General features: G+C 62.8%; 23 protein-coding genes. 6 read left to right on the top strand and 17 right to left on the bottom strand.

The window, feature by feature from the left end; genetic code table 11:
* Positions 1-4 precede the first annotated feature (4 nt).
* The 5 genes from wecB to GGD40_RS32145 all read right to left on the bottom strand — a co-directional run bounded on the left by wecB (position 5) and on the right by GGD40_RS32145 (position 6497).
* Positions 5-1150 (bottom strand): non-hydrolyzing UDP-N-acetylglucosamine 2-epimerase, encoded by a 1146-nt coding sequence (gene wecB / locus GGD40_RS32165; RefSeq protein WP_179710126.1) that lies wholly within the window; start codon positions 1148-1150, stop codon positions 5-7.
* Positions 1147-3384: a polysaccharide biosynthesis tyrosine autokinase gene (locus GGD40_RS32160; RefSeq protein ID WP_179746347.1), complete on the bottom strand. Its 2238-nt coding sequence runs from the start codon at positions 3382-3384 to the stop codon at positions 1147-1149. Before GGD40_RS32160 ends, wecB begins: the two co-directional genes overlap by 4 nt.
* A gap of 3 nt (positions 3385-3387) precedes the next feature.
* Positions 3388-3825: a low molecular weight protein-tyrosine-phosphatase gene (locus GGD40_RS32155; RefSeq protein ID WP_179746346.1), complete on the bottom strand. Its 438-nt coding sequence runs from the start codon at positions 3823-3825 to the stop codon at positions 3388-3390.
* The gene (locus GGD40_RS32150) at positions 3822-5009 is read right to left on the bottom strand and encodes a polysaccharide biosynthesis/export family protein (protein ID WP_257030644.1); all 1188 of its coding nucleotides are present in this window, start codon (positions 5007-5009) and stop codon (positions 3822-3824) included. The genes GGD40_RS32155 and GGD40_RS32150 overlap by 4 nt, the downstream gene beginning before the upstream one ends.
* Before the next feature lie 72 nt (positions 5010-5081).
* Positions 5082-6497 carry an undecaprenyl-phosphate glucose phosphotransferase gene (locus tag GGD40_RS32145; RefSeq protein WP_179710131.1) on the bottom strand — a complete coding sequence of 472 codons (1416 nt, stop codon included), beginning with the start codon at positions 6495-6497 and terminating at the stop codon, positions 5082-5084.
* A gap of 312 nt (positions 6498-6809) precedes the next feature.
* Between GGD40_RS32145 and GGD40_RS32140 the strand changes: the two genes are divergently transcribed.
* A complete protein-coding gene (locus tag GGD40_RS32140) occupies positions 6810-7787 on the top strand; it encodes a 2-dehydropantoate 2-reductase (protein WP_179746345.1) in 978 nt (325 codons plus the stop codon).
* 126 nt (positions 7788-7913) lie between these two features.
* Here GGD40_RS32140 and GGD40_RS32135 read toward each other — a convergent pair whose 3' ends face one another.
* The 3 genes from GGD40_RS32135 to oxlT form a co-directional block, all read right to left on the bottom strand.
* Positions 7914-9365 carry an aldehyde dehydrogenase family protein gene (locus GGD40_RS32135; RefSeq protein ID WP_179710135.1) on the bottom strand — a complete coding sequence of 484 codons (1452 nt, stop codon included), beginning with the start codon at positions 9363-9365 and terminating at the stop codon, positions 7914-7916.
* Between the two features lie 75 nt (positions 9366-9440).
* Complete coding sequence (locus GGD40_RS32130; RefSeq protein ID WP_179746344.1) at positions 9441-10514, bottom strand: LysR family transcriptional regulator; 1074 nt, start codon at positions 10512-10514, stop codon at positions 9441-9443.
* Positions 10515-10544: 30 nt separating this feature from the next.
* Positions 10545-11888, bottom strand: coding sequence for an oxalate/formate MFS antiporter (gene oxlT / locus GGD40_RS32125; RefSeq protein WP_179746343.1), 1344 nt, complete (start codon positions 11886-11888; stop codon positions 10545-10547).
* 426 nt (positions 11889-12314) lie between these two features.
* Here oxlT and GGD40_RS32120 point away from each other — a divergent pair, with 426 nt between their 5' ends.
* Entirely contained in the window at positions 12315-13262 is a 948-nt protein-coding gene (locus tag GGD40_RS32120; RefSeq protein WP_105508741.1) for a LysR family transcriptional regulator, read from the top strand.
* Positions 13263-13467: 205 nt separating this feature from the next.
* Here the strand turns inward: GGD40_RS32120 and GGD40_RS32115 are convergent, their stop codons facing one another.
* The 4 genes from GGD40_RS32115 to GGD40_RS32100 form a co-directional block, all read right to left on the bottom strand.
* Positions 13468-14277, bottom strand: a complete 810-nt coding sequence (locus GGD40_RS32115; RefSeq protein WP_179746342.1) for a fumarylacetoacetate hydrolase family protein — start codon at positions 14275-14277, stop codon at positions 13468-13470.
* An 11-nt stretch (positions 14278-14288) separates the two neighbouring features.
* Positions 14289-15536 (bottom strand): formyl-CoA transferase, encoded by a 1248-nt coding sequence (frc, locus tag GGD40_RS32110; RefSeq protein ID WP_179746341.1) that lies wholly within the window; start codon positions 15534-15536, stop codon positions 14289-14291.
* A gap of 269 nt (positions 15537-15805) precedes the next feature.
* The gene (locus GGD40_RS32105; protein ID WP_035555864.1) at positions 15806-16525 is read right to left on the bottom strand and encodes a GntR family transcriptional regulator; all 720 of its coding nucleotides are present in this window, start codon (positions 16523-16525) and stop codon (positions 15806-15808) included.
* Complete coding sequence (locus tag GGD40_RS32100) at positions 16503-16724, bottom strand: hypothetical protein (RefSeq protein WP_179746340.1); 222 nt, start codon at positions 16722-16724, stop codon at positions 16503-16505. Before GGD40_RS32100 ends, GGD40_RS32105 begins: the two co-directional genes overlap by 23 nt.
* A gap of 368 nt (positions 16725-17092) precedes the next feature.
* Here GGD40_RS32100 and shiA point away from each other — a divergent pair, with 368 nt between their 5' ends.
* From shiA to GGD40_RS32085, 3 genes are all read left to right on the top strand, one after another.
* Positions 17093-18412 carry a shikimate transporter gene (shiA, locus tag GGD40_RS32095; RefSeq protein WP_179710141.1) on the top strand — a complete coding sequence of 440 codons (1320 nt, stop codon included), beginning with the start codon at positions 17093-17095 and terminating at the stop codon, positions 18410-18412.
* 354 nt (positions 18413-18766) lie between these two features.
* Positions 18767-20170, top strand: a complete 1404-nt coding sequence (locus tag GGD40_RS32090) for an L-lactate MFS transporter (protein WP_179710142.1) — start codon at positions 18767-18769, stop codon at positions 20168-20170.
* A 10-nt stretch (positions 20171-20180) separates the two neighbouring features.
* Positions 20181-20309: an MFS transporter small subunit gene (locus GGD40_RS32085; RefSeq protein ID WP_179710144.1), complete on the top strand. Its 129-nt coding sequence runs from the start codon at positions 20181-20183 to the stop codon at positions 20307-20309.
* A 55-nt stretch (positions 20310-20364) separates the two neighbouring features.
* Here the strand turns inward: GGD40_RS32085 and GGD40_RS32080 are convergent, their stop codons facing one another.
* Together GGD40_RS32080 and GGD40_RS32075 are read right to left on the bottom strand one after the other, a co-directional pair.
* The gene (locus GGD40_RS32080; RefSeq protein WP_179746339.1) at positions 20365-20790 is read right to left on the bottom strand and encodes a DUF3830 family protein; all 426 of its coding nucleotides are present in this window, start codon (positions 20788-20790) and stop codon (positions 20365-20367) included.
* 516 nt (positions 20791-21306) lie between these two features.
* Positions 21307-22218 carry an AraC family transcriptional regulator gene (locus tag GGD40_RS32075; protein ID WP_179746338.1) on the bottom strand — a complete coding sequence of 304 codons (912 nt, stop codon included), beginning with the start codon at positions 22216-22218 and terminating at the stop codon, positions 21307-21309.
* A gap of 184 nt (positions 22219-22402) precedes the next feature.
* On the opposite strand from GGD40_RS32075, the gene GGD40_RS32070 reads away from it, so the two are divergent.
* Positions 22403-23404 carry a helix-turn-helix transcriptional regulator gene (locus tag GGD40_RS32070; protein ID WP_179710150.1) on the top strand — a complete coding sequence of 334 codons (1002 nt, stop codon included), beginning with the start codon at positions 22403-22405 and terminating at the stop codon, positions 23402-23404.
* A 207-nt stretch (positions 23405-23611) separates the two neighbouring features.
* Here the strand turns inward: GGD40_RS32070 and GGD40_RS32065 are convergent, their stop codons facing one another.
* From GGD40_RS32065 to GGD40_RS32055, 3 genes are all read right to left on the bottom strand, one after another.
* Positions 23612-25027: an amidase gene (locus GGD40_RS32065; RefSeq protein ID WP_179746337.1), complete on the bottom strand. Its 1416-nt coding sequence runs from the start codon at positions 25025-25027 to the stop codon at positions 23612-23614.
* Positions 25028-25122: 95 nt separating this feature from the next.
* Positions 25123-25884 carry an ABC transporter permease gene (locus tag GGD40_RS32060; protein WP_179710151.1) on the bottom strand — a complete coding sequence of 254 codons (762 nt, stop codon included), beginning with the start codon at positions 25882-25884 and terminating at the stop codon, positions 25123-25125.
* Positions 25881-26807, bottom strand: coding sequence for an ABC transporter ATP-binding protein (locus GGD40_RS32055; protein WP_035555726.1), 927 nt, complete (start codon positions 26805-26807; stop codon positions 25881-25883). The genes GGD40_RS32060 and GGD40_RS32055 overlap by 4 nt, the downstream gene beginning before the upstream one ends.
* Between the last annotated feature and the right edge of the window lie 41 nt (positions 26808-26848).

The raw sequence follows: 26848 nt of genomic DNA, 5'->3' as shown, positions 1-26848 counted from the left end.
TCTTTCAGGCCGCGATCGCGTCGTTCCAGAACGTTGCGAGCGCATCGACAATGCGTTCGCTGGCGTGGCCATTTCCGTACGGATTGCCGCCGCGCGTCATGGCGCGATAACGGTCGGCGTCGTCCAGCAACTGCGCCACGCCTTCGACGATGCGCTGCGCGTGGGTGCCCACCAGCCGCACGACGCCGGCGTCGACCGCTTCCTGACGTTCGGTCGTTTCGCGCATCACAAGCACCGGTTTGCCGAGCGACGGCGCTTCTTCCTGCACGCCGCCCGAGTCGGTCAGAATCAGCGACGCGCGATCCATCAACCGCACGAACGGCAGGTAGTCGAGCGGCTCCAGCAGATGGATATTCGCCACGCCGGTCAGCAACCGGTTCACCGGCTCGCGCACGCTCGGATTCAGATGCACCGGGTACACGATGTCGACATCCGGATACGCGCGCGCAATCTGCAGCAACGCGGCGCAAATCTGTTCGAAGCCCGAGCCGAAACTTTCGCGCCGATGCCCCGTCACCAGAATCACGCGCCGTTCAGGCGCCAATCGTGGCAGCAGCCGCTCGGCGGCGTGACACAGCGCGGCATCCGTCGCGAGCTTGCCGCGCACCTGCAGCAACGCGTCGATGACCGTGTTGCCCGTCACCACGATGCGCGGCGCGGCGACGCCTTCCGCCAGCAGGTTGTCTCGCGCCCGTTCGGTCGGCGCGAAGTGCAGCGAGGCCAGCACGCTGGTTATCTTGCGGTTGGCCTCTTCGGGCCAAGGCGACAATAAATTGCCGGTTCGCAAACCCGCTTCGACATGGCCGACCGGAATCCGCTGATAGAACGCCGCGAGCGTCGCGGCCAACGTCGTGGTCGTGTCGCCGTGAACGAGCACCATGTCGGGTCGGCACGCGCTCAGCACGTCGCGCATGCCGAGCATGATCGACACGGTCACGTCGTACAGGTCCTGGCCGCGCTTCATCACGTTCAGATCGAAGTCCGGGCGAATGTCGAACAGTTCGAGTACCTGATCGAGCATCTCCCGATGCTGGCCGGTCACGCACACGAGGCACTCCATCCCGGCGGCACGTTGCAGCCGCTTGACGAGCGGCGCCATCTTGATGGCCTCGGGCCGGGTGCCGAACGTCAGCAAAACTCTTCTTCTCATCGATTCATCTCCAACGCGACACGGGCTCGACCCGCCGTCTCCGGCATGCTGTGGTAAGGGGAATACGCATAGTCGGACGCGCGTTGCGGCACGTCGCTCAGCACGATTCCGTCGACCGGCACGCCGGCCGCGCCGAGCAGCCGGGTGGTCTCGCGCAGTTCCGCGACGCTATGGCGCGCGTGGCGCATCACCAGCAGCGTCGTGCCGGCGTGTTTGCCGATCAGCGCCGAGTCCGTCACCGCGAGCACCGGCGGCGTATCGAGAATCACGATGTCGTACGCTTTAGCCAACTGCTCGACGACAATGCCGAGGCGCTCGCCGAACAGCATTTCCGCCGGCATCGGCGAGCCGCCGCCGCGCGTCAGCACGTCGAGATTCGGCAACACCTCGCGGCACACCACGCTATCGAGACTTGCGCCGCCGATCATGTCCGGCAGCCCGCGTTCGCGCGACAGTCCGAAGGACTGATGCAGCTTGCCGCGCCGCATGTCGCCGTCGACGATCAGCACGCGCTTGCCCACCGAAGCCAGCACCACGGCGAGATTGCAGGACAGGAACGACTTGCCGATGTTGGGTCGCGGCCCGGTGATCATCACGACGTTATTCGGCGCTTCGGCAAGCCGGAACTGCAGCGCCGTGCGCAGACTGCGCACGCCTTCGACAGCAATGTCGTCAGGCGCGGCAACCGCCAGAATGTGAGCACCCGGTTCGCTCCGGTCGGCGGCACGCTGCAGGCGCAGTTGCCGCTCGCTGTGGGAGATCACCGCATAGACCGGTGCGTCGGCGATCTGCTCGATTTCGAACGGACTGTCCAGGCCGTTCAGCAACGCGCGGCGCACGAATGCGGCTGCGATGCCCGCCATCAAACCCAGCGCCGCGGCAGCCGCGATCACGATGGCCTGCTTCGGCTTCACCGGTTCTTCGGCCGTCACCGCGTAGTCGACCACGCGCACATTGCCCTGCTGTCCTGCCTTCATCACGCCTAGCTGCTGCGCGCTGTCCATCAGACTGGTGTAGAGGCCTGAGTTGATGTCGACGTCGCGCATCAGCCGCACGGCCGATTGCTGCGTATCCGGCAGCGCGGCGACCTTCGTACCCAGTTCGGCTTGCTGACGCCGCAGACTGGCCAGTTGCGCATCGATCGCGGTCACCGACGGATGCGTCGGCGTGAAGCGTTGCAACAGCTCCGAGCGTTGCTGTTGCAGCGCGGACGTTTGCGTCTTGCCGTCGGCGATCGCCTGCAGCAACAAGCGGCTCTCCGCGTCGAGGTCGACCGTGCCGTTGCGGTTTCGGAAGGTGTTGTAGCGCTGCTCCGCCTGCTCCAGATCGCCCCTCAACTGCGGCAACTGATTACCGAGGAAGCCGAGCATCTGCTGCGCCTGGGCCGATTTCCAGCCGACGTTGCGGCGTACGTACCCGTGCACGATCGCATTGACCGTCGCGGCGGTACGCGCGCTGTCGTCACCGTCGAGCCGGATCCCGATGACACCCGACTGCTTGGTTTTCTCGGCGACGTCCAGAGTCTTTTGCAGTAACGCCGTGGTGAGTTGCGTCGACGCGCGGCTCAATCTGAACTCAGTGCCGGTTCGCGCGACGACGCCGTCCACCCGCAGGCGGACCGGTCCGTCCGGCGTCATGCCGTCCAGCAGTTCGCCGACGCGTCCCTTCAGCACCGGCTCGCCGTGAGGGTCCAGCAGTTGGAATTGCTGGTCGTCGCCGGCGATCAGCGTGAATTTCCTGTCGTAGAGACTCGGCGGCACGTCGAACTGCGACACGCGCAGCGCTTCGCCGCCCCAGCCGAAACGCGCCAATCCCCACATCGGTTCGGCCAGCGTGTCGACGGACGCGCTGCGCGCGATCCGCCGACCGATCAGCGGGAAATAGCGCGGCTGTGCGTCGATATCGAGGTGCAATTGCCGCACCGCGTCGTCCACCACACCGCGCGAGCGGATCAGTTCGATCTCGGCGTCGGCGCTCGCCTTGCTGTTGAACATCTGCGCGAGATCGCCCAGCTTGTCGTTGAGTGCACCGTTGTCGTCGTCGACCTGAACCGTCGCGTCGGCGCGATATACCGGCGTGGCAAGCAAGGCGTAGACGACGCCGAGCATGAGGATCGCCGCGGCAATCGCCGCGATCAGCACACGGTTTTCGATCATCACGGACGTGACTTCGGACAGGTCGATTTCATCGTCTTGGCGCGCCGCGACGGGAACAGGATTAGTGTGAATACTCATGATTCAGTGCTGCAGCCCGGCAATCGCACCCAGCCAGCGCTGCACGCCCTGCTCGATCTGTGCCACCGCCATTTCAAAGGTGAATCGGCCGCGTCGATACGGGTCGACGATGTCGAGTTGATCGTGCTCGCCGAGGCGGTACACCTTGCCCCGCGCAAACGGAAAGACGCGTTCGATCAGCCCGCATTGCGCTCGCGTCATGGCCAGGATCAATGGCGCGCCACGCACCTGAGCCGATGTCAACGCTGTCGCCACATGCGGGCGCAGGTCGATTCCCTGCACGTCCATCAACTCCACGGCTAACGGCGCCGCGCGATGACCCGCGAGCGCGCGCGTACCGGCCGAGCGCGCGGGGACTTGCGGCAACGCTTTGGTCAGCAGCGCGGCCGCCATCGGGCTACGGCAAACGTTGCCTTCACAAACCATCAGAACGCCGGTCATTTCGCGATCACTCCCCCGGTCAAACCGGAACTGATCAGCGGCATCAACAGCGTCAACACGCGGTTGAAGCGAACCAGGCCACTGCCGTCCACATAGACGACGTCTTTCGGCTGCAATTCGAAGTCTTTGGCGAGCAGCATCGCGACGGGGGAACGGCCGTCGAGATGGAACACTTCCGGCGTACCCGTCAACGAACCGCGAATCACGAACATCTGTGCGGCGTCCGCGGTCGAGGCGTTCACGCTGCCGGCCTGCGACAGCGCATCGGCCAAGGTGATCACACCGGTTCTGCGCGGCACGGCCGAGACCGGTTTATTCACTTCCCCCATCACATACACGCCGTTTTCATCGCGTGGCATGACACGCAGCACGTCGCCGGCATTCAGAAACAGCCGCGACGGACTCACACCTTGCGCGAGCAACTGAGTCAGATTCACGCGATGCGACTGGCCACCGCGCACCAGCACGAGATCGCTTTGATCCGCCGTTTCGCTGAAGCCGCCGGCGCGGCTGAGCGCTTCGTAGAACGTCATCGGCACGTCGTTCACGGACAACGCGCCGGGGCTATGCACTTCGCCGTCCACGTAAACCTGATGCGCGCGATAGGACGCCATCCGCACGGTCACCTGCGGTTTGACGAAGTACTTGCCGAGCGCGAGGCTCAGGCGCTGCTGGATTTCATCGGTGCGCAAGCCCGCCACTTGCAGCGTGCCCGCATACGGAAACGTCAGACTGCCGTTCTGATCGACGATGAAACCGGCGAGCGGATCGCCGGGCCGCGCCGACGACTGAATCTGCGACGACCCGAGCGCGGCGGCGAATTCCGGGTGATCCCAAACCACGATTTGCAGCACATCCCCCGCGCCGACCACGTATTCGCGCGGCGTGCCCGACAGCAGTTGAGACAGTTCGAGTTGTTGCTGTTGACGGCGTTGGGCCAGTTGCGAGATCAGCGCCGCGTCGACCTCGGTAATCGCGATTTCGGGCGTGTCGGGTGTCGCGTCGACTTTCTCGCTCGCGGCGGGCTGACTGTTTTTCGCCGCGAGCAGCGTCGCATCTGTCGTATACACTGCTGCCGTCGCCGAGGTCTGCATGCGCATACCTGGCGCCACCGCACATGCGCTGTTCAATAGCGTCACCACCATTGTCAGTACACCAAGCCGATAGCGGGACCGGTTCTTCATTAAAGCAAACATCGTGTTCAACCTACTCCTCAAACGAGCGTGCCGAAGCACGACTTCTGTGGAAATCGCACGTCAATAAGCATTGCGATTCAGAAAACCCTTCACGACCGTCGCGACGACGATCCGCATGTCCAGTCCGAACGACCAGTTGCGCAAGTAGTACAGATCGTGTTCAACGCGCCTCTGCATTTTTTCGATCCGATCGGTCTCGCCGCGAAAACCGTTCACTTGCGCCCAACCGGTAATGCCTGGCTTGATCCGATAGCGATGGATATAACCGTCGACAAGGCCGCGGTATTGATCGTCATGTTCTATGGCGTGGGGCCTGGGCCCAACCACCGACATTTCCCCGCGCAGCACGTTGAAAAATTGCGGCAACTCGTCGAGGCTCGTACGCCGCAGGAACGCGCCGACGCGCGTGATTCGCAAGTCGCCACGCGTGGCCTGCCGAACCACACCGGGTTGCTGCGCGTGCGCGCGCATCGACCGGAACTTGTAGATACGAAAGACGCGGCCGTCGGTGCCCTTGCGTCGTTGCGTAAACAGCACCGGCCCTTTCGATGTCGCCTTCACCGCAATCGCAATCGACAGCATCAACGGCCCCAACGCGAGCAGCGCCACGACGGCGAACAACCGGTCGAACAGCGCTTTCTGCAACAGCGCGTAAGGTGTCATCGGCGAGGCCATCAGGTTGATGGCCGGCGAGCCGAGCAGATCGACCACATGGCGATCGAACATCACGAGACTGCGTACGTCCGGCAGGAAACGCACGTTGACGAGGTCGCCGCTGAACTCCGCGAGGACTTGCAACACGGTGTCTTCCTCGGACATGGGCAGTGCGATCCAGACCTCGTCGATCTGTTCCCTGCGTACCCAGTCCGCCAATTCACGCAGTTGCCGGAATGCGGGCAAACCCGCAACGTCCGGCTCGCTGTCGGGCCAGGTGTTCAAGGTCGCCACGGCGCGAAAACCCGCATCGGGCGAGCCCGCGATATGAGCGATCACGCCGTCGCGATGTGCGCCGGCGCCCACCACGGCGACCGTGCGCAGATTGCGGCCGGCACGCCGCATCCGGCCGAGCGCGGCATGCACCAGCAGCCGCGATGCCACCAGAGCGCAGGCCGTGAGCGCAGTCCACGTCACGCACCAGAGCCGCGACAACGACGCCGTGCGATGCAGCAGGAACATGACGGCCACGCCGCACGCCTGAACCACGATCCAGCCGAACACGATGCGCACGCTCAAGCGCCATGTCGAACGGCCGCGCCACGAGTCGTACACACCGAACCACGGCAGCAGCAAGATCGCGAAGGCCATGTCGAACGCCACGAAAGACGCTTCGACGATCGAAAGAGCCGGATCGGCGAGGCAGAGCAACGAAGCCAGCGCCGCACCCAGCGCGACCAGCATCACGTCGAGCAGGCGCGCGAGAGCGCTTTCCATGTCGGCGAAGTCACGGCCCGTGGTTTGACGAATCACTGTGTGCATGGCGGCTAACGAATACTTCGTTGTTCAGAAGGACTCGCATTCTGCCTTCGCGTCCACGACTTAGGCCCGAGAAATTTCCCAATTCGTCGCAGCATTCGCCGGGACGCTCTTTGTCTCGCTCATGAGCAATCTGAATGTAAGCCGCCATGACTCGACTCGCGCCTTCTATAACCGATACCAAATGCATGAACCGAGAAACTTTAACTATCCGTATCGTCCCCGGATCCGTATGCTCACGCTGTGACCCGCCGCCGCGCATGACGCGTTTCCGGCATCGGTTCAGCGACTTTTCATCGTCACAGGAGCGGCACCATGAAGATCTGCGTCTTCGGAGCGGGAGCAATAGGCGGTTTGATGGGCGTGCAACTGGCGCGCGCCGGCGCCGGCGTGAGTTTCGTCGCGCGTGGCGCGCATCTCGCGGCCATGCGCGAGCACGGCGCGCGGCTGATCATGGACGGCGAAACGATCAGCGCGCCGGTGCGCTGTACGTCCGACCCGAGTGAGCTCGGCGTGCAGGACTTCGTGATCATCACGCTGAAAGCGCACTCGCTGCCCGGCGTGGTCGATGCGATGCAGCCGCTGCTCGGCAAGCACACGGCGATCGTCACGGGCGTCAACGGCATTCCGTATTGGTACTTCCATCAGCATGGCGGCAAGTTCGCCGGCACACGTCTCGCCAGCGTCGATCCGGACGGCTCGCAATGGACGAAACTCGGCCCTGAGCGGGCGATCGGCTGCGTGCTTTATCCGGCGGCCGAGATCGTCGAGCCGGGTGTGATCAAGCATGTGTACGGCAAGAAATTCCCCATCGGCGAGCCTGACGGCGAACGCACGCCGCGCATTCAGCAGTTGCACGAGATCATGCAGGCGGCAGGATTCGAAGCGCCGATCCGCGACAATATCCGCGACGAGATCTGGCTCAAGCTGTGGGGCAATCTCTGCTTCAACCCGATCAGCGCATTGACGCACGCCACGCTCGACGTGCTCACCAGCGACCCCGGCACACGTGCGGTATCGCGCACCATGATGCTCGAAGCCAAACGCATCGCGGAGCAGTTCGGTGTGCATTTCCGGGTGGACGTGGAGCGGCGCATCGACGGCGCGGGCGCGGTCGGCGCGCACAAGACGTCGACGCTGGTCGACCTCGAAAACCGCCGGCCGATGGAGATCGATCCGCTGCTAACAGTCGTGCAGGAGATGGGCCGACTCGTCGCCGAACCGACGCCGACGATTGATGTCGTGCTGGCACTCGTCAAACTGCGTGAACGGATGGCGTTGCAGGGCGCCTGAGTGGTTTCAGGTTTGAGTGGTTGATGCGATAAAGGATCGAACGCCGTGAGCGTTCGATCCTTTTTCATGTGCGATTCGTTTGCGGTGAATCCGTTATCTAGCGGCGATTGATCTGCTATTGGTCTGCTACTGGTCAATAGCCAGCCACACCGCTTTCGGCTCGGTGAAGTTCTCGATCGCCACGTCGCCGTGCTCGCGGCCGAAACCGGAGTCGCCCGAACCACCCCACGGCAAACGCACGTCGGTATAGCCGTAAGTGTTGATCCATACGGTGCCCGCTCGCAGGTCGCGCGCAACCCGATGCACCCGGCCGATGTCCGCGCTCCACACGCCCGCCGCGAGGCTGTACAGCGTGCCGTTGGCGATCCGCAGCGCGTCGGCTTCGTCGTTGAAACGGATCACGCTGGCTACCGGGCCGAAGATCTCCTCCTGCGAAATACGCATCTCATGCTCGACGTTCGCGAACACCGTGGGCTCGACGAAGAAACCGCGCTCGCCGATCCGCGCGCCGCCGGTAACGAGCGACGCCCCTTCCGCGCGGCCGGTTTCTACATAACCGAGCACCGTCTTCATCTGCGCGGCGGAGATGAGCGGACCCATCGACGTTTCACGCGCCGACGGATCGCCGACCTTGATCGATCTGGCACGCGCCGCCAGACGCTCGATCACTTCGTCGTAGACGTCGCGATGCGCGAGAATCCGCGAGCCCGCTGAACACACCTGGCCCGTGTTGAAGAAGATGCCGGAGGCTGCGGCTCGCACCGCGTTGTCGAGATTCGCGTCGGGGAAAATCAGATTGGCCGACTTGCCGCCAAGCTCCAGCGTGACGCGTTTGAAGTTGCCGGCCGCGCCTTGCAGAATGCCGCGCCCTACCGACGGCGAACCGGTGAACGTCACTTTATCGACGCCCGGATGCGCGACCAATGCGTCGCCAACCACTCGCCCCTTGCCGGTGACGATATTCAGCACGCCGGGCGGCACGCCGGCTTCGAGCGCGAGTTCGCCGATCCGCAACGCGGTGAGCGGCGTGATCTCCGCCGGTTTGACGATCAGCGTGCAACCGCACGCGAGCGCCGGCGCGATCTTCCACATACCGATCATCAACGGGAAATTCCACGGCACGATTGCAGCGACCACGCCGACCGGCTCACGCAACGTGTACGTCAATGCGTCGGGCCGAACCGGCACGACCTGGCCGTTGATCTTGTCGCACCAGCCGGCGTAGTACTCGAGCGTATCGATCGCGGCCGGGATGTCCTGACGCATCACCGAGGCAATCGGCTTGCCGGCGTCGAGACTTTCGAGCGCGGCGAGTTCTTCCAGATTGGCGCGCATCAGCCCGGCGAGCCGCGCCAGAATGCGGCCGCGATCGGCGGCGCGAATACCGTTCCACACTTTCAATGCGGCGCGCGCCGACTGCACCGCGGCGTCCACGTCGGCGGCGCTGCCTTGCGCGACCAGCGCGATCGGCTCTTCGGTGGCGGGGTTGATGTCGACGGAGTACTCGCCGGTGCCCGGCGGCAAGCGCTTGCCATCGATCAGCAGATCGTGGCGCTGGAGTTCGGTTGCGGTGTCCATGGTGAAGCTCCTTGCACGGCATGTTGCGTGGGCTGACTGGCTGCGGGTCGGCTGAGGCGAAGTGTGAGATCGAGGCTAAGGCTCGTGCAGAGCGGCGCCGCCGCGCAGCGTGGCTGAGCGTGTGAATTCCGAGGAAGCGGCAGACTGTGCGCCGGTTGCAGGCGAAGACATAGCGGCGGACGAATGGGAAGACACGGCCGCGACATGCAACGGCGTAGCACTGCCGACGTGCGAAGACATCGCCGCGTCCTCATGCGACGGCGCGGCGGCCGCGGCAAACTGCGCCCACACCGCCGAGGCATTCGGCCGAAGCGAACGATTGCGGCGATGCACGAGCCACGTGGTCAGGTTCATCTCCGGCACGAGCGGCCGGCCGACCAACCCGGCACTCAACCCAGGCCAGCGCGCGTCGACCGGCAAAACGCCGACGCCAAGTCCAAGCTCGACCATGCGCAGCACCGCCGCGACGTGTCCGAGTTCCTGCATCGGCCGCCGCTTCATTCCGTTCGAACTCAACGCTAGTTCGAGCGCCGCACGCACGCCGGCATCGGCGTTCAGCGTAACGATCGGAGACTCGCTCAATCGTGTCCACGCAACATTGCTCTGTCGAGCCAGCGCATGCGCGGACGGCAACACCGCGTGCAGCGGCGTCGTGAAGATCGCTTGCGCGTGCAACAGATCGCTGTCCGGCGGTTCAACCGACGACACCAGGCCGAAATCCACCTCGCCCTGCTCCACACTCGCGAGCACGCTGCTCTGCGGCTGATCCCTCACCGACACGATCAACCCCGGAAACGCCGCGGCACAAACGGCCAATCCCTGCGCCACCCAGCCTGACGACAACACCGGATTGCTTGCGACCACAACCACACCGGTGTGGCCGTCGAAGGTCGCGCGTTCTTCGCGCAGCGTCAGATCGATTTCGTCGAGCAGGCGGCCGATTCTTCGTTCGAGACTCGCACCTGCATTCGTCAATTCGACCTGGCGCGTGGTCCGGTCGAACAGTTTTAATTCGACGGCTTCTTCGAGTTCGCGCACGCAACGACTCACCGCCGACTGCGTGAGATCGAACTCGCGCGCCGCGCGCGTAAAACTCCGTTCACGCGCGACGGCGACAAACACCTTGAGCTGCTGCAGCGAAACGTTCATGACGTCACGGCCCAATGCGATCGGTTCACCCTATTCCCCCGTCTGCTCAGGCCAGTGGCCCAGAGGCGAAGCGGTGCCGCCGCTGGTTGCCGCCAGCACGCCTTGCGGCTGATTGTGCGATTCGATCCAGCGTGAGCGCATCGGCGCGAGAATGAATTTCGCCGAGACGCCGGCGGCGATCGTCACGACCGACGAGACGATAAAGACGAGATTCCAGCCGCCGGTAGCAGCCAGCACCGAAGCGATTGGGACGATCAGGGAAGCGGTGCCTTTCGCGGTGTACAAGGTGCCCGCGTTGGCCGCCGCGTATTTGCTGCCGAACGTGTCGGCGCAGATGGCCGGAAAGATCGAGAAGATCTCGCCCCAGAACAGAAAGATCAGCGCGGCAAACGTCATGAACGCATAGGGGTTGCTGCCGTATTGCATCAATCCGAGCAACGCGAGGCCTTCGCCGATAAAGATCACGAACATCGTGTTCTCGCGGCCGAGCTTGTCGGAGATGAAGCCGCACAGCGGACGCGTGAAACCGTTGCAGACGTTGTCGATGGACAGCGTCATGGTGAGCAGCGGCAAGGTCATGCCGAACATCGTCATCGGGATGCGCGCGAGCCCCCAGTCTTTCGCGATCGGGCCGATCTGCGCGGTCGCCATCAAACCGCCCGCCGCCACCGCGACGAACGACACGTAGATCACCCAGAACACCGGCGTCTTGATCATTTGCCCGGGCGTGTAGTCGACCTTCGACACTGCGAACTTCTTGCGCGCCGCCACCTGCTGGCGCAAGGTCGGCTTCTTCAGCAGCAGCGCGAGCGCAAGAATGCACACGCCTTGCAGAATGCCGAAGAAGAAGAACGTATGCTCGTAACCCGTGCGCGTGATCATGTTCGCGATCGGAATCACCGTCACCGCCGCGCCCGCGCCGAACCCGGCTGCCGTGAGCCCCGCCGCGAGACCGCGACGATCGGGAAACCACTTCAACGCATTGCCGACGCACGTGCCGTACACGCCGCCGGCGCCGATCCCCGCGATCACCGCGGAGACGTACAACATCGGCAAGGTGGTCGCATACGAATTCATCACCCACGCGAGTCCCGCGCACACCGCGCCGCCCGCGACCACCGGCCGGGGTCCAAACTTGTCGACCAGCCAGCCTTCGAGCGGCACGAGCCACGTTTCGGTCAGAATGAAAATCGTGAAGGCGAGTTGAATAGACGCTTCGCCCCAGTGGTGACGTGAGTTCATCGGCGTGACGAACAGCGTCCATGCGTATTGCAGGTTGGCCACCAGCGCCATGCACACCATGCCGATGACGAGCTGCCACCAGCGGTTCGTCCAGAAGGCGCCCTTAGGGGCCTGCTGAGTTATATCGTCCATGAGACTTGTCTCCGCCATTTATTCAGTGCTGCGGTTCAGCCTGCCGCACTGTATGCGTCCCACCTTATGGTTATGACCCGAAAAGCCTTGCCATTCGGGAATGTTTAATAGTTGCGTCTTTAATCCGCCTGCTTTTTATTTCGCCGGACCGTCTGAATTGCATCGCTTTCCGGGAAGTACTTTATTCGTATCAATTAATGGCCCGCTCAGCAGGTCATTTGTGCCTGTCTTGCCTTTTGGTGCCTTGATCCAAGCGTTAACCCGACTACATGCGACTACACCGACATGCCCACTACCGCCGAGTACTTCTCCCAATACCGCAGTGGCAATTCCGCCTCTTATACGAACCCATGCTAGGGTCATTGCTGAATTACGAATAATTAAAGTTTGTTATTATGTCGATTCACGTTTGCTTATACATCGGCCATGACGATGCGCAATGCGACTCTGCGGCAGTTGAAGGTTTTCGAAACGGTAGCGCGCCACCTGAGCTTCTCGCGCGCCGCGGAGGAACTGCATCTCACGCAGCCCGCCGTCTCCACTCAGGTGCGGCAACTCGAAGAACATGCGGGCCTGCCGCTGTTCGAACAGCTCGGCAAAAAGATCTATCTGACGCCGGCCGGCACCGAAATGCTCCACTACAGCCGCGCGATCATTCAGCAGTTCCACGAAGTCGACGAGGCCATGAGTCAGCTCAAAGGCGTCTCCGGCGGCAAGCTGAACGTCGCGGTGATCAGCGCCGGCGATTACTTCTTTCCGCGCGTGCTTGCGGAGTTCACGCGCCGCTACTCGGGCGTCGTGTTGAATCTCGCGGTACACAACCGCGCCGAACTGCTGCATCAACTCGCCACCAATCAAACCGATCTCGCGGTGATGGTGCGGCCGCCGCACGAAACCGACGCCACCAACGAACCGTTCGCGCCGCATCCCTATGTGATCGTGGCGGCGCCCACGCATCCGCTCGCACACAAGCGCAACATCAAGATGAGCCAGTTGGCGAGCGAAGCGTTTATCGTGCGCGAGCGCGGCTCGGACACGTGGAATTCGATGGAAGAAGGTTTCGCGGGACGTCTCGCCAATCTGAAGATCGCGATGGAGATCAAGAGCACCGAGACGATCAAGCAGGCGGTGATTGCCGGCATGGGCATCGCCTTTCTGTCCGCGCATACCATCAGCCTCGAGTTGCAACTCGGCCATCTGGTGGTACTCGACGTCGAGAGCTTTCCGGTCATGCTCAACTGGTACGTCGTGCATCGCAAGAACAAACGGCTGCCGCCGGTCGCAGTCGCATTCAAACGCTTCCTGATGGAGGAAGGCGCGAATCTGATCGAGAAGATCACGCGCGTGAAGGAACTGAGTGTGTATAAGCAGTAGGCGATGGCAATGCAGCAGATCCTGCAAAAGAATGCGCAGTACTACGGCGCATTCTCCGCGGCGGTCGATAGAGTCGATAGAGTCGATAGCGACGATAGCGACGATTGAACCGGTTGAGACGATCGTACCTTGCGGCATGCGTACTCCCCGTATTGCGGTGCCATCACGCGCGGTCAATTGACCGCGCGATCTTCTATTCCGCCATTCAGACCGCTGCGATCGTCGCGGCCGTTTGCGTTGCCGCCTGTACGGCGGTCAATGTATTGCTGAGCGTGCCGATTCCGTCGATCGTGATCGATACCGTTGCGCCGTCCTTGATCGAGCCGACGCCCACCGACGTACCGCACGCGATCACGTCGCCCGGTTCGAGCGTGAGATCCTGCGACAGAAGACTCACCTGCTCCGCCGGCGAAAAGACCATATCGTCGAGCGGATAGTTCTGCCGTTCGACCCCATCGAGCAAGGTCACGAGACGCCCTTGCCGCCAATCGAAACCGGAGACGATCGACGGCCCGATGCAGCAGAACGTATCGAAGCCCTTCGCGCGCGCCCATTGCGCAAAATGCGGGTTCTCGTTCAGCAGATCCGCAGCGGTGACGTCGTTGACGAGCGTATAGCCGAAGATCGCGGCGCTCGCCTCCTCGACGCTCGCATCGCGGCAACGCCGTCCGATCACAATGCCGAGTTCGCCTTCGTAGACGATCTTGCCCGCGTAACTGAGCGGCCGACGAATCGGCTCACCCGAACCGATCACCGAACCCGCCGGCTTCAGCAGAAACAGCGGATGCGTCGGCACGGGCTTATCGAGCTTCGCGGCCAGCGCGTGATAGTTGTTCCACAGGGCAATGATCTTGCCGGGCGCGCACGGCGCGAGCGGCGTGAGCGCGCGCGTCGACAGGACCGCGCCGGTCGGCACCGGGTGATCGAGACTGGCGTATTCGTGCAGATAACCGCCTTCGACGCGGCCGAACACAATGCCGCCGTCGCTCGACATGAAACGCATCCACGTATCCATATCGTTCGCTCCTAGATCGCGCCGGCCGTACGCAATGCACTGATCTGCTCGGGCGAATAACCGAGTTCCGCCATCACCTCGTCGGTATGTTCACCTAGCAGCGGCGAGCGTTTGACTTCGGTCGGGCTGTCCGACAGTTTGATCGGATTGCCGACCGTCAGATACTTGCCGCGAGTCGGATGATCCACTTCGACGATCGTGCCGGTTTTGCGCAGCGAAGGCTCTTCCGCGATTTCTTTCATCGACAGGATCGGGCCGCACGGAATGTCGTATTTGTTGAGGATCTGCATGGCCTCGAACTTGTTCTTGGTCATGGTCCAGCGTTCGATCTCCGCGAAGATGTCCTTCAGATGCGGCAGGCGCGCGGCGGGTGTTGCATAGTCGGGGTGGGTGGCCCATTCCTCCTTGCCGATCACGTTGCAGATTTTCGCCCACACCGGCGCCTGCGTGATGAAGTAGATGTACGCGTTCGGGTCGGTCTCCCAGCCCTTGCACTTCAGAATCCAGCCCGGCTGTCCGCCGCCCGACGCATTGCCCGCGCGCGGCACCGCTTCACCGAAGGTGCCGTTCGGATATTGCGGGTACTCCTTCATCGTGCCGTTACGCTCAAGCCGCTGCTGGTCGCGCAGTTTGACGCGGCACAGATTCAGCACACCGTCCTGCATGGCGGCGAGCACGCGCTGGCCGCGTCCGGTTTGCGTGCGCTGGAACAGCGCGGTCACAATGCCGAGCGCCAGATGCAAACCCGTGCCGCTGTCGCCGATCTGCGCGCCGGTCACCACCGGCGGGCCGTCGTCGAAACCGGTGGTCGAGGCCGCACCGCCCGCGCATTGCGCGACGTTCTCGTAGACCTTGCAGTCCTCGTAGGGTCCAGGGCCGAAGCCCTTGACGGACGCGACGATCATGCGCGGATTCAATTCCTGAATCCGCTCCCATGTGAAGCCCATGCGATCCAGCGCGCCCGGCGCGAAGTTCTCCACCAGCACATCGCATTTCTGGATCAACGCTTCGAGCACCTGCTTGCCTTCCGGGTTCTTCGTATCGATGGTGACCGAACGCTTGTTGTGGTTCAGCATCGTGAAGTACAGGCTGTCCACGTCCGGAATATCGCGCAACTGCTCACGCGTGATGTCGCCGGCGCCCGCCCGCTCCACCTTGATCACGTCCGCGCCGAACCACGCGAGCAATTGCGTGCAGGTCGGGCCCGATTGCACATGCGTGAAGTCGAGAATGCGCACACCGTCGAGTGCCTTGCTCATGTCGTGTCTCCGTTCGGCCAGAGTTGGCGCTTCAGCGCTGACTCTCGTCCTATCCAAGATAGTTGCGAAAAGGTGCGTCTTTTTTGTGCATCGTTTGATTTCTGGTGCCCAGTGCGGCAGTTGATATATCACATACCATATTTTAAAGACCGTCAAGCGCGGCTTTTCCCGTAGCGCCTCCGCTGCGCGGCAACAAAAAAGCCCGCGGTGTTTGCACACCGCGGGCTTGCTTCAATCCGCCGAAACCGGTCAGAAATGCGTTCGACGCATCAATCCAGGAAGTCGCAGTTCGCCTCGACGAACGCGGCCAGATCCAGCGAATGCTGACGCGTGAGACGCTCGGCCAGCTCGGTATCGCGCTGTTCCAGCGCCTCGATAATGCGCAAATGATCGACGATGGAACGCGAAGCGCGATCGCTCTGCGAGATGGTCATGCGGCGGATCGCGCGCACGTGAATGAAGATGTTCTTGATCGTGTCGAGAATGATCTGCGACTTCGACAACTCGACGATCGCCTGATGAAACGCGATGTTGGCGTCCGAGTACTCGGCGATATGCTCGGCCGGCGTAGCGTCGCGGAAATGGTCGAACATGTGCCGCAGACGGGCAATTTCCTCGTCGCTCGCGTGCAGCGTGGCGAGGCGCGCCGCCATGCTTTCGAGCGCGGCCCACATCTGGATCATCTCGACGATTTCACGCTTGCTCTTGCGCACGATGTAAATGCCGCGGCGCGGCACCATGCGCAGAAAACCTTCCTGTTCGAGCAGCGTCATCGCTTCGCGCACCGGCGTGCGACTCACGCCGAGCGATTCGCTCAGCACGCGTTCGTCGAGACGGATTTCTTCGCGGTTCTGGTAGATGTCCGCGTCGGCGATCGCCTGGCGCAGCATTGCATACGCCTGATCGCGCAAGCTCACGCTCGCGCCGATCGGCTGCAACGACAAAGTCAGCGGTGTGCCCACTGCTTCAGTTTGAAGTTCTGACGACATTCATCGCCTCTTGTTGACCGTGCGCACGATACGGTGCGGCCACTGCGCCCCCGTATTGTTCACCCAAACCGACGAACCGGCCATGCTGCGCCGCGAGTTGCGCGACCGGTTGCGGAATCCAGCGGGTCAGCAGAACCGTGGCGGCAGCGCCCAAACCAACGACCGAGACGGCCAGCAGCGCGAGAGGAACGAATTCCATTTGCAACTCCGAATGATTGAGTGAACGAATACCTCAATCATATGCTGCAGCGCCGCATTTATCAATATTCCGTATGTAGTATATCAGTGATTGTTGTTTTCAAGATGACATCCTCAAGGTAGCACGGGCGAGTTGCCGATGGTTCGCCCCGCCGTTCAAACGGTCGACGCTCGGTCCGCGCTCGGTGTAAACGCGCAAAACGCGCGCTATGCGCGCAGTAGCGTCCGATAATCGCGCAATTTGCCTTCAATGCGGATTGTGAGATCTGTCGCGCATCATTAACCTTCGGAGAAATCCTGCCATGTGACAACCGCGGCCACGCTGCCGGCCACCTCACAGCAGCTCGAAAGTTTCCAGGAGACACCGTCATGAGCACTACCCTTCCGACGGCCGCGCCGGCCGACAACCGCACGGCGCGCAGCCAGGCCCGCAAGGCCGCGCTCGGCAGCTTTATCGGCGCCGTGGTCGACTGGTACGACTTTCTGCTGTACGGCATCGTCGCCGCGCTGGTCTTCAACGCCGAGTTCTTTCCGAAGGTCAGCCCGGCGATGGGCACGCTCGCCGCCTTCGCCACCTTCGGCGTGGGCTTTCTGTTCCGGCCGCTCGGTGGCTTCGTGTTCGGTCATTACGGCGACCGGCTCGGACGCAAACGCATGCTGGTGCTCACCGTGATGATGATGGGTTTATCCACCGCGGCGATCGGCCTGCTGCCGTCGTTCGCAACGATCGGCTGGTGGGCGCCGGTGCTGCTCGTCACCTTGCGTGCGATTCAGGGTTTCGCGGTGGGCGGCGAATGGGGCGGCGCCGCGTTGATGGCGGTGGAAAGCGCGCCGGAGAAGAAGAAGGCCTTCTACAGCAGCGGCGTGCAGGTCGGCTATGGCGTGGGCCTCGTGCTGTCGACCGGGCTGATCGCGATCATCAGCCGCTCGATGGACAACGCGTCGTTCCTGAACTGGGGCTGGCGCCTGCCGTTCCTGTTCAGCGTGGTGCTGGTGTTGATCGCACTGTGGATCCGCTCGAGCATGGAAGAGTCGAAGGAGTTCGTCGAGAAGGTCGGCCAGCATGGCGAACGCAGCGTGCGTCTGCCGATCGTCGAGGCTTTGCTGCGGCATCCCAAGGCGTTCCTGCTGATCATCGCGCTGCGTCTGGCCGAACTGTTCACCATGTATATCGTGACCGCCTTCGCGCTGAACTACTCGACCGCGAACCTGCACATGCCGCGCGAATTCTTCCTCACGATCGGCCTGCTGGTCGGCGCGCTGAGTTGCGTGACGATCCCGTGCTTCGCGTTGCTCGCGGACCGCTTCGGCCGTCGCCGCGTGTATATGATCGGCGCGCTGATCGGCATGCTGAGCGCGGTGCCGTTCTTCCTCGCGCTCGAAGCACGCGCGACCGTCTGGATCGTGATCTTCGCGGTGATGCTCGCGAACGTCGCGCACGACATGGTGGTCAGCGTGCAGCAGCCGATGTTCACCGAGCTGTTCGGCACCGAGTACCGCTATAGCGGCGCGGGCGTCGGCTATCAGGTGGCAAGCGTCGTGGGCGGCGGCTTCACGCCGTTCATCGCGGTCGCGCTGGTCAACTTCGCGGGCGGCTCGTGGCATCCGGTGGCCGCGTATCTCGCGGGCGGCTGCCTGATCTCGGTACTTGTTGCAGCCAAAATGAAGACGGGACGCGGCATCGCCTGAGTTTCTCCTCCTCACTGTCGAGCCGGGCCGGCGTGGCGTTATTGCCACCGCCGGCCCGTTTGCTTTGGGCAACCGGTAATGCGTTCCGCGGGTTTCTACCGCGCGCCGCCGCAATTGGACAGATTACGGTCGCATTTCACCAGGCTAATGCCTTATGTCTTTTCATCTCATATTGCAAACGCATTCTTCGCGACCTATCGTTCGACGAAGCGGGTCCGCTCCAGGATTTGCCCACGTCATATGAAATACAAATACATATATTGACGACCTACAACCCTGTAATTTTTACGCCGCGAGACCTAAAGCATTTTGTATGGAAGCCGATAACAAAGAATTCGTATCTGGAGACCGACCATGAGTAGCATCACCGAGCCGAGCGGGAGTTCAGGCTCTGCCCCCTTCTTTTCCAAACAGGCCACCGTTGCGAAACCGGGTTTTTCGCGTTGGATGGTTCCGCCCGCGGCACTCGCCGTCCATCTTTGTATCGGCCAGGCGTACGCGTTCTCCGTGTTCAACGGACCGCTCACCAAAGTGATCGGCATCACGCAATCCACGGCCGATGACTGGACGCTGACCTCGCTCGGCTGGATCTTTTCGCTGGCGATCGTGTTCCTCGGTTTGTCGGCGGCGTTCGCCGGCAAGTGGCTCGAACATGTCGGCCCGCGCCGCACGATGTTTACCGCCGCGTGCTGCTTCGGCGGCGGCTTCCTCGTGTCGGCGCTCGGCGTGCATCTGCATCAGATCGCGCTGCTGTATCTCGGCTATGGGGTGATCGGCGGCATCGGGCTGGGACTCGGTTACGTGTCGCCGGTGTCGACGCTGATCCGCTGGTTTCCGGACCGCCGCGGCATGGCGACCGGCATGGCGATCATGGGCTTCGGCGGCGGCGCGATGATTGCCGCGCCGTTGTCGGTGGCGTTGATGAAGCACTTCCAGAGCGCGACCAGCATCGGCGTGGCCGAGACCTTCGTCGTGCTCGGCATTGCGTATTTCATCTCGATGTCGATCGGCGCGCTCGCGATCCGTGTGCCGCCGGCGGACTGGAAACCGGCCGGCTGGACGCCGCCCGCGACCAATCAGAAGAAGATGATTTCGCGCAATCACGTGCATATCGATCAGGCGTTGAAGACGCCGCAGTTCTATCTGATCTGGCTGGTGCTGTTCCTGAACGTGACGGCCGGTATCGGCATTCTCGGCCAGGCGTCGGTGATGATTCAGGAGAGCTTCAAGAACACGGTGACCGCGTCCGCGGCCGCCGGTTTCGTGGGCCTGCTGTCGCTGTTCAACATGAGCGGCCGGTTTGTGTGGGCGTCGGCGTCGGACTGGATCGGCCGTAAGAACACCTACTTTATCTTCTTCGCGCTCGGCGCGGTGCTGTACTACCTGGTGCCCGGCTTCGCGGCGTCTGGTCAGATCGCGCTGTTCGTGCTCGCCTACTGCGTGATTCTGACGATGTACGGCGGCGGCTTCGCCACGGTGCCCGCGTATCTCGCGGACATGTTCGGCACGGCGTTCGTGGGCGGGATTCATGGCCGTCTGCTGACGGCGTGGGCGGCCGCCGGCGTGGCCGGTCCGGTGCTGGTGAACTACATCCGCGCATATGAAGTGGCGCACGGCGTGGCCAAGGCGGATGCCTACACGATGACGGTTCACATCATGGCCGTGCTGCTGGTGGTCGGCTTCGTCTGCAATCTGCTGGTCAAACGTGTGGACGACAAGCACCACATGACCGACGCACAACTCGCCAAAGGCGCTTGAGGAGACTCGCATGTCGACCATTCAAACCGCGCACCCGACCAACAAGGCCAAGCTTGCCGTCTTCTGGTTGTATGTGACGTTGCCCCTCGCGTGGGGCGTGTTCAATACGCTCACGCAAGCAATGAAGCTGTTCCACTAAGTCGCATTTCGGCGCCCCGCGTTTTCATACGCGGGGCGTTGCGCTTCTCGCGCCGTCAGATCTTCTCGAACAGCACGTCCTGTGCGCCTTCCCACAACACCTTGGTGCCGAGCTCACGCAGCTTGTCCCGGCCTTCGACGATGGTCAGGAAATGGTTGCCCGCGAGCTGTCCCATCTTGCTCGCGAAACAGCACGAACCGTACGCGAGAATGATCTCGGTTTCGCTATAGCCGCCGGGGTAAAACAGAATGTCGCCAACCGACGGATGGCTCGTGTGATTCTCGAAGCCGACCGCCGCGCCGTCGTTCTCGAGTTTGAAATCGCCGAGCGGCACCCAGCAGCCTTCGCCGCTCCAGCGCACGTGAATGATCTTCTGACGGTACGGCAGCAGCTTCAGAAAGGCGGCGACGGTTTCCGGCGCGTCGGGATGAGTTTCGGCGGTAAAGACGTGGCCGCAGGAGGTGATTCGGAGTCGGGTCATCGCTAGATATCCGGTGAGACGGTTGATGAAATGGTCGGTCGGACGCTGGCAAGGGGCCATGCTGTAGGCGGCCTATTCTGTCGTCCGATGCAAGGCTTCGACAGATACAGTTGCCCGCCATCTGGTCAGGCCAGTTGGACCAGTCGACGCCACCTGTCCGCTATGCGGCCTAAATCGTGGGACGCCCGCCCCATGCCAGCTTCAAGCGTCTCCGGCCACGAAAGTTCGTAGTTTGCAAGCCGCGCAATGCACAGCACACTGCGCAAGGTGCGTGATTACCCTCAGGACGATTCATCGGCTAGCTTGCCCCGGTGAGCGACCCACGGCCCGCCGCCAAACTCATGGCGGCAGCGCGGTGCGGCAGCGCAAAATCGTCATGCCGCCCGGCGGCGACACCGGCTGATAGTCGGCGCCTTCAACTAGTGTACTTAAGCGTCGGCGGCGACCCGGACTTTGTCTGCCGGCCCACCCGAACGCCGGCCCGCTGGTCACCCTGCCGCCGCGCAATCCGTACCATCAGCCGCGCAGCCGGTAAGCAAGCGGCGTCACGCCGTAGCCACGCTTGAACTGCACGGAGAAATGACTGGCGTTCTCGAAACCAACCGCAAGAGCAATCTGCAGCACAGTCTGATCGGTGGCGCGCAGCAGTCTCGCCGCTTCCCCGAGCCGTAAACGCGTCACGAACTGATGCGGCGTCTCGTCGGTCTCGCGGCGAAACACCCGCGCAAAATGAAAATTGCTTAGCCCGGCTTGCGCGGCCAGTTCACTGATCGCCAGATCGGCGGCGAGATTGGCGCGAATGTAGTCGGTCACACGGCGAATCCGTCGCGGCACCAGCCGTTCGGGCTGCGCGGGCAAACCGGTGGAGGCGCTGCGGCCACGCGCATAGTGCTGCAGCAGGTGCGCGGCCAGCGCGTGAAGCAGCGCGTCGACATACAGGCGCGAGTCGGACGGATCGGCGGCGGCGCGATGCAGGGCGGCCAGCATCGCGGCCACCAGCGGATCCTGAAACCGCATGGCGTCGCCAAGCGACAGTTCGTGGGAGCCGTTCAGCTCCATCTGTTCCGCGACGCTGTCGATCAGGCTGCGCTCGATATGCAGGTGAACGGTCGACAGCGGCTCGTCGCTGATCGAGCGCCAGCGCCACGAGATCGGCACGGGCGGCACGAACCAGACGTCGCCCACCCGTAGATCCGCGCTCTCCCAGCGTCCGTTCAGATTGCGTTCGAGATGCTCGGCGCCGCTCGCGAGCGTCATCAGCGTGAGGTCCTGCAAGCCGGGCGCCTCCAGCAGTGCCTGCTCGTTCGGTTCGAGATACGAGCGCAACACCAGATGCCGCCAGGGGCGGTCGACGCTCGACACCAGATTTTGTCCCGCCATGTAGCGATCGTAGGCGAGCGTCGTTGTCAGCTTTGGAATTCGTGCCATGACGTCTAATCCCAGGAGGTGCCGTATGCAAATGAAAGAAGCCAGCCACACCCGAGTTGCCGGTCAACTATCGGAGCAAGAACTCAAAAATGATAGCAAGGAACCGGCTACCGTAATTTTTGGAAATAGCTAATCATTCAGGTTGTCGTCTTTCACGCGTTTCGAACGCTGGAGCTACCGTTTCATGGAACACGAATGCGATGCGCTGCCGCATTGGCTGACCGGCTCGCCGTCAGGCGAAACCGGGCATACGCCGGCGGCATACAACTCCGTGGTGTCCGCACAACCGGCTTACCCGGCCGGCACGCGGCAACCCGGAAAGTCGGCCCACGCGGCCGAAGCACCCAGGGCGTCAAGCCGTACCGCGGCAGGCGCGGCGCCCACCGGTTTTCTCACGCTCTTCACCGAAGAGGAGATCGGCACGCCCTCGCCCGCCGCACGGCGAGCGGCGCCCGTCATCAGTCCGCTGGTGCGTTTTGGCAGCGCGCAGGACCGCATAGAATTCGTGCGGCAGCGCATCAAGCAACTGGGCTTCGATTCGTTCAGCTATACGGCTACGCGCACGTCGGCGCATCACAAGACGATGTTCGTGCTGACCAGCTACGAGTCGCAGACCTGGCTCACGCGTTATTTCCGCGAGCGTTATTTCGAGCTCGATCCGCGCGTGGCGTCGGCGTCGCCGACCGGTCTGCCGTTCATCTGGAACACGGCCGACATGCGCGCCGACCTGCCGCGCGCGCAAATGCGCAGCGAGCGGCTCGGCGGTTTGATCGACATGCTGGAGGCGACCGGCCGCAAAAGCGGGATTCTCACGCAGATGCCGCTGCCCGAGCCGGATCTGTCCGCCAGCCTGTGCTTCAACGCGGAGATCGGCAACCCGCGCTGGATGACGGAGTCGATCGTGGCCGAAACGCTGATGTTCGCGCACACGATCCACGAATTCATCTGGACGCACGCGAAGAGCGTGATCGGCCTCGCGCCCGAGCAGCAGCGGCGCGTGACGCTGAGCGAGTTGCAGCATGCGGTGTTGCGGGCGGTCGTGCAGGGGCAGCGGGACAAGGAGATCGCGTACTTCCTTGGACTGTCGCCGCATAACGTCGACTACCATCTGCGCCGCTTGCGGCAGTTGTTCAACGTGCGTAACCGCGTGCAGTTGATCAATGTCGCGCAGGGCTATGTGTCGTAGGGGTGGGCGTCGGGTTGAGACCAGTAGTGCAGCAATAAAGCAGCAAAGCTAAAGCAGTGAGAGTCGCGGCCGGCGCGCTTACCGGGTCGGCCGCGGCGAATTCACCGGACACCCCGGCAACACTGTGCCCGGCCGCAAAGTGGTGCGTTCAAAGACGCCAGCCGTGGCGCGCCGGTTATGCGCGGCACGCGCGCAACGCGTGGACGCTCAGAAAGCCTGCGGCGTGCCGGTGGCCCACGTGCCGATCGTGTCTTCTATAGCCCGCGCCGCCGACAGCAACGCCGCCTCGCCACGCGGTTTGCCGACGATCTGGATACCGACCGGCAGGCCACTCGCGCTCATCCCACAAGGAATCGCCATCACCGGCATGCCGGTGAGCGTCAGCGCGTAGGTGATCGCGAGCCAGTCGATGTACGTGTCGAAATGCTGGCCGACCGCGTCGCGTAGATCGCGTGCTTCGACCGGAAACGGCAGCACGATCGAAGCCGGACAGATCAGCACGTCGTAGCGTTGCAGCAGCGCATTCAGCTTGTAGAACAACTGGTTGCGCGTGCGCTGCGCCGACAGCATCGCGCGGTTGTCCTGCTGCAAACCGAACTCGATGTTCCAGACCACGTTGGGGTTCAGCACGTCGCGATGCTGCGCGAGTACTTCTTCGTAATTCGTCGCGTATGCGAGGCCGCGCAGCGTATGGAACGCCTGCTTCGCCCCGCTCAGATCGAGGTCGCTGTCATCCACGCCGACGCCGGACGCGGCCAGCCGGTCCATGGTCCGGCGGCAGATCGACAGAATCTCCGGCTCGACGGTAGCGATACCGAGCCCTTCGCTAAACGCCACCCGCGCCGGGCGCTGCGGCCTGCGCGCGTGCGTCAGAAACGACGTTGCCGGTTCGCTCAACGACAACGGCGCGCCGTCGATCTCGCCGCACATCGCGTCGAGCAGCAAGGCCGCGTCGGTGACGTTGCGCGCCATCGGCCCATGAATACCGAGCGTGTCGTACGGATTGGCAACCGGGCCATACGACACGCGTCCCGGAGTGGGACGCAAACCGACCACGCCGCAGAACGCCGAAGGCGTACGCAGCGAGCCCGCCAGATCGGAGCCCTGCGCGACCCACGCGGTGCGCGACGCCAACGCGGCCGCCGCGCCGCCGGACGACCCGCCCGCCGAACGCGACAGATCCCACGGATTGCGCGTGATGCCGAACACGCTGTTATACGTATGGCCGCCCGAACCGAACTCCGGCGTATTGGACTTGGCGTAGACCACCGCGCCGCGCGCTTCGAGCAACGTCACGCCGAGATCCGACGTTTCCGGCACACGGTCGCGATACACCAGCGAGCCGCGTGTGGTGCGCACACCGGCCACGTCCGTCAGATCCTTGATCGGCACCGGCAAGCCGCACAACCGGCCACGCTCGGCGACCGGCTTCTTCAGCAGCGCGTCGGCATGCGCATGGGCGCGTTCGAAACACAGCGTAGGCAGCGCGTTCACCTGCGGGTCGACACGCGCCACCTGCACGGCCAGCGTGTCGAGCAGATCGTGCGGACTCACGGCCTCTTCGCGCAACAGATCGACGACTTCGCACGCGCTTCGCTCTATCAGACTCAAATCGACGGACATGTTGACTATCGGCTCCGTGGTGAAGTATCTCGGTCAGACTCGCGCGCCGGCGCAAGCGATCCAGCAGGTCATCGGCTGATCGGCTCACCAGCTCATCACGACTTGAGCCGGTAGCCGGTCTTGAAGATCCACGCCACGATCAGCAGAAATACAGCAAGGAACAGCCCGGTCATGGCGAGACTCACCTCGACATTCACGTCCGCGAGTCCATAAAAGCTCCAGCGGAACCCGCTGACCAGATAGACGATCGGATTGAACAGCGTCACGACCTTCCAGAACGGCGGCAGCATATTGACCGCATAAAAACTGCCGCCCAGAAAGGTCAACGGCGTGATGATCAGCAACGGTACGAGTTGCAGCTTCTCGAAGCTATCCGCCCAGATGCCGATGATGAACCCCAGCAAACTGAAGGTCACCGCCGTCAGCACCAGAAACAGGATCATCCAGAACGGGTGCTGTACTTGCAACGGCACGAACAGGCCCGCGGTGGCGAGAATGATCAGTCCGAGCAGGATCGATTTGGTGGCCGCCGCGCCCACATAGCTGACGACGATCTCCAGATACGACACCGGCGCCGACAACAACTCGTAGATCGTGCCGGTAAAGCGCGGAAAGTAAATCCCGAACGACGCGTTCGAAATACTCTGCGACAACAGCGACAGCATGATCAGACCCGGCACGATGAACGCGCCGTAACTGATGCCGTCCACCTCCTTGATGCGCGAGCCGATCGCCGCGCCGAACACGACGAAGTACAGCGACGTGGAAATCACCGGCGCGATGATGCTCTGCATCAGCGTGCGCCAGGTGCGCGCCATCTCGAACTTGTAGATCGCGCGAATGGCGTAGATGTTCATTGATCACCTCGGAGCAGACTGACGAAGATATCTTCCAGCGAACTCTGCGTGGTGTGCAGGTCCTTGAAGCGGATGCCGGCGTCGTCGAGCGCTTTCAGCAACGCGATGATGTCGGTGCGGCCGCCTTCGCCTTCGTAGGTATAGATCAGCTCGTTGCCGCTCTTCTCCAGCGTCAGCGTGTAGCCGGCGAGCGAAGCGGGCACCGCCGCGAGCGGGCTCTCCAGTTGCAGCGTCAACTGCTTCTTGCCGAGCTTGCGCATCAGCTCCGTTTTTTCTTCCACGAGCATGATCTCGCCGCCGCTGATCACGCCGATTCGGTCGGCCATCTCCTCGGCTTCGTCGATGTAGTGCGTGGTGAGAATGATCGTCACGCCGCTCTCGGCGAGCGAGCGCACCAGCTTCCACATATCGCGGCGCAATTCGACGTCCACACCGGCCGTGGGTTCGTCGAGGAACAGCACGCGCGGTTCGTGCGAAAGCGCCTTGGCAATTAGCACGCGCCGCTTCATGCCGCCCGACAGCGTGATGATCTTGCTATCGCGCTTTTCCCACAGCGACAGGTCGCGCAGGACCTTTTCGACGTAGGCCGGGTTTTTCGGCTTGCCGAACAGGCCGCGGCTGAACGAGACGGTGGCCCAGACGGTTTCGAAGGAGTCGGTGGTCAACTCCTGCGGCACGAGGCCGATCAGCGAGCGGGCGCCGCGATAGTCCGTCGCGATGTCGCGGCCGTCTACCGTCACGCTGCCCGTGCTTGCGTTGACAATGCCGCAGATGATGCTGATCAGCGTGGTCTTGCCCGCGCCATTGGGGCCGAGCAGCGCAAAAATTTCTCCGCGGTTGATCGCCAGATTGATGTTTTTGAGTGCATGAAAACCCGTGGCGTAGGTTTTCGACAGATTCGTGACCGAGACGATTGGCTGCATGGATTCGACGATGGCAGACACCGTTGTTTGATTAGAGGGAA

The sequence above is a fragment of the Paraburkholderia bryophila genome (genome assembly GCF_013409255.1).
Lineage (GTDB): Bacteria > Pseudomonadota > Gammaproteobacteria > Burkholderiales > Burkholderiaceae > Paraburkholderia.
This window is presented reverse-complemented; position numbering and strand designations above follow the sequence as displayed.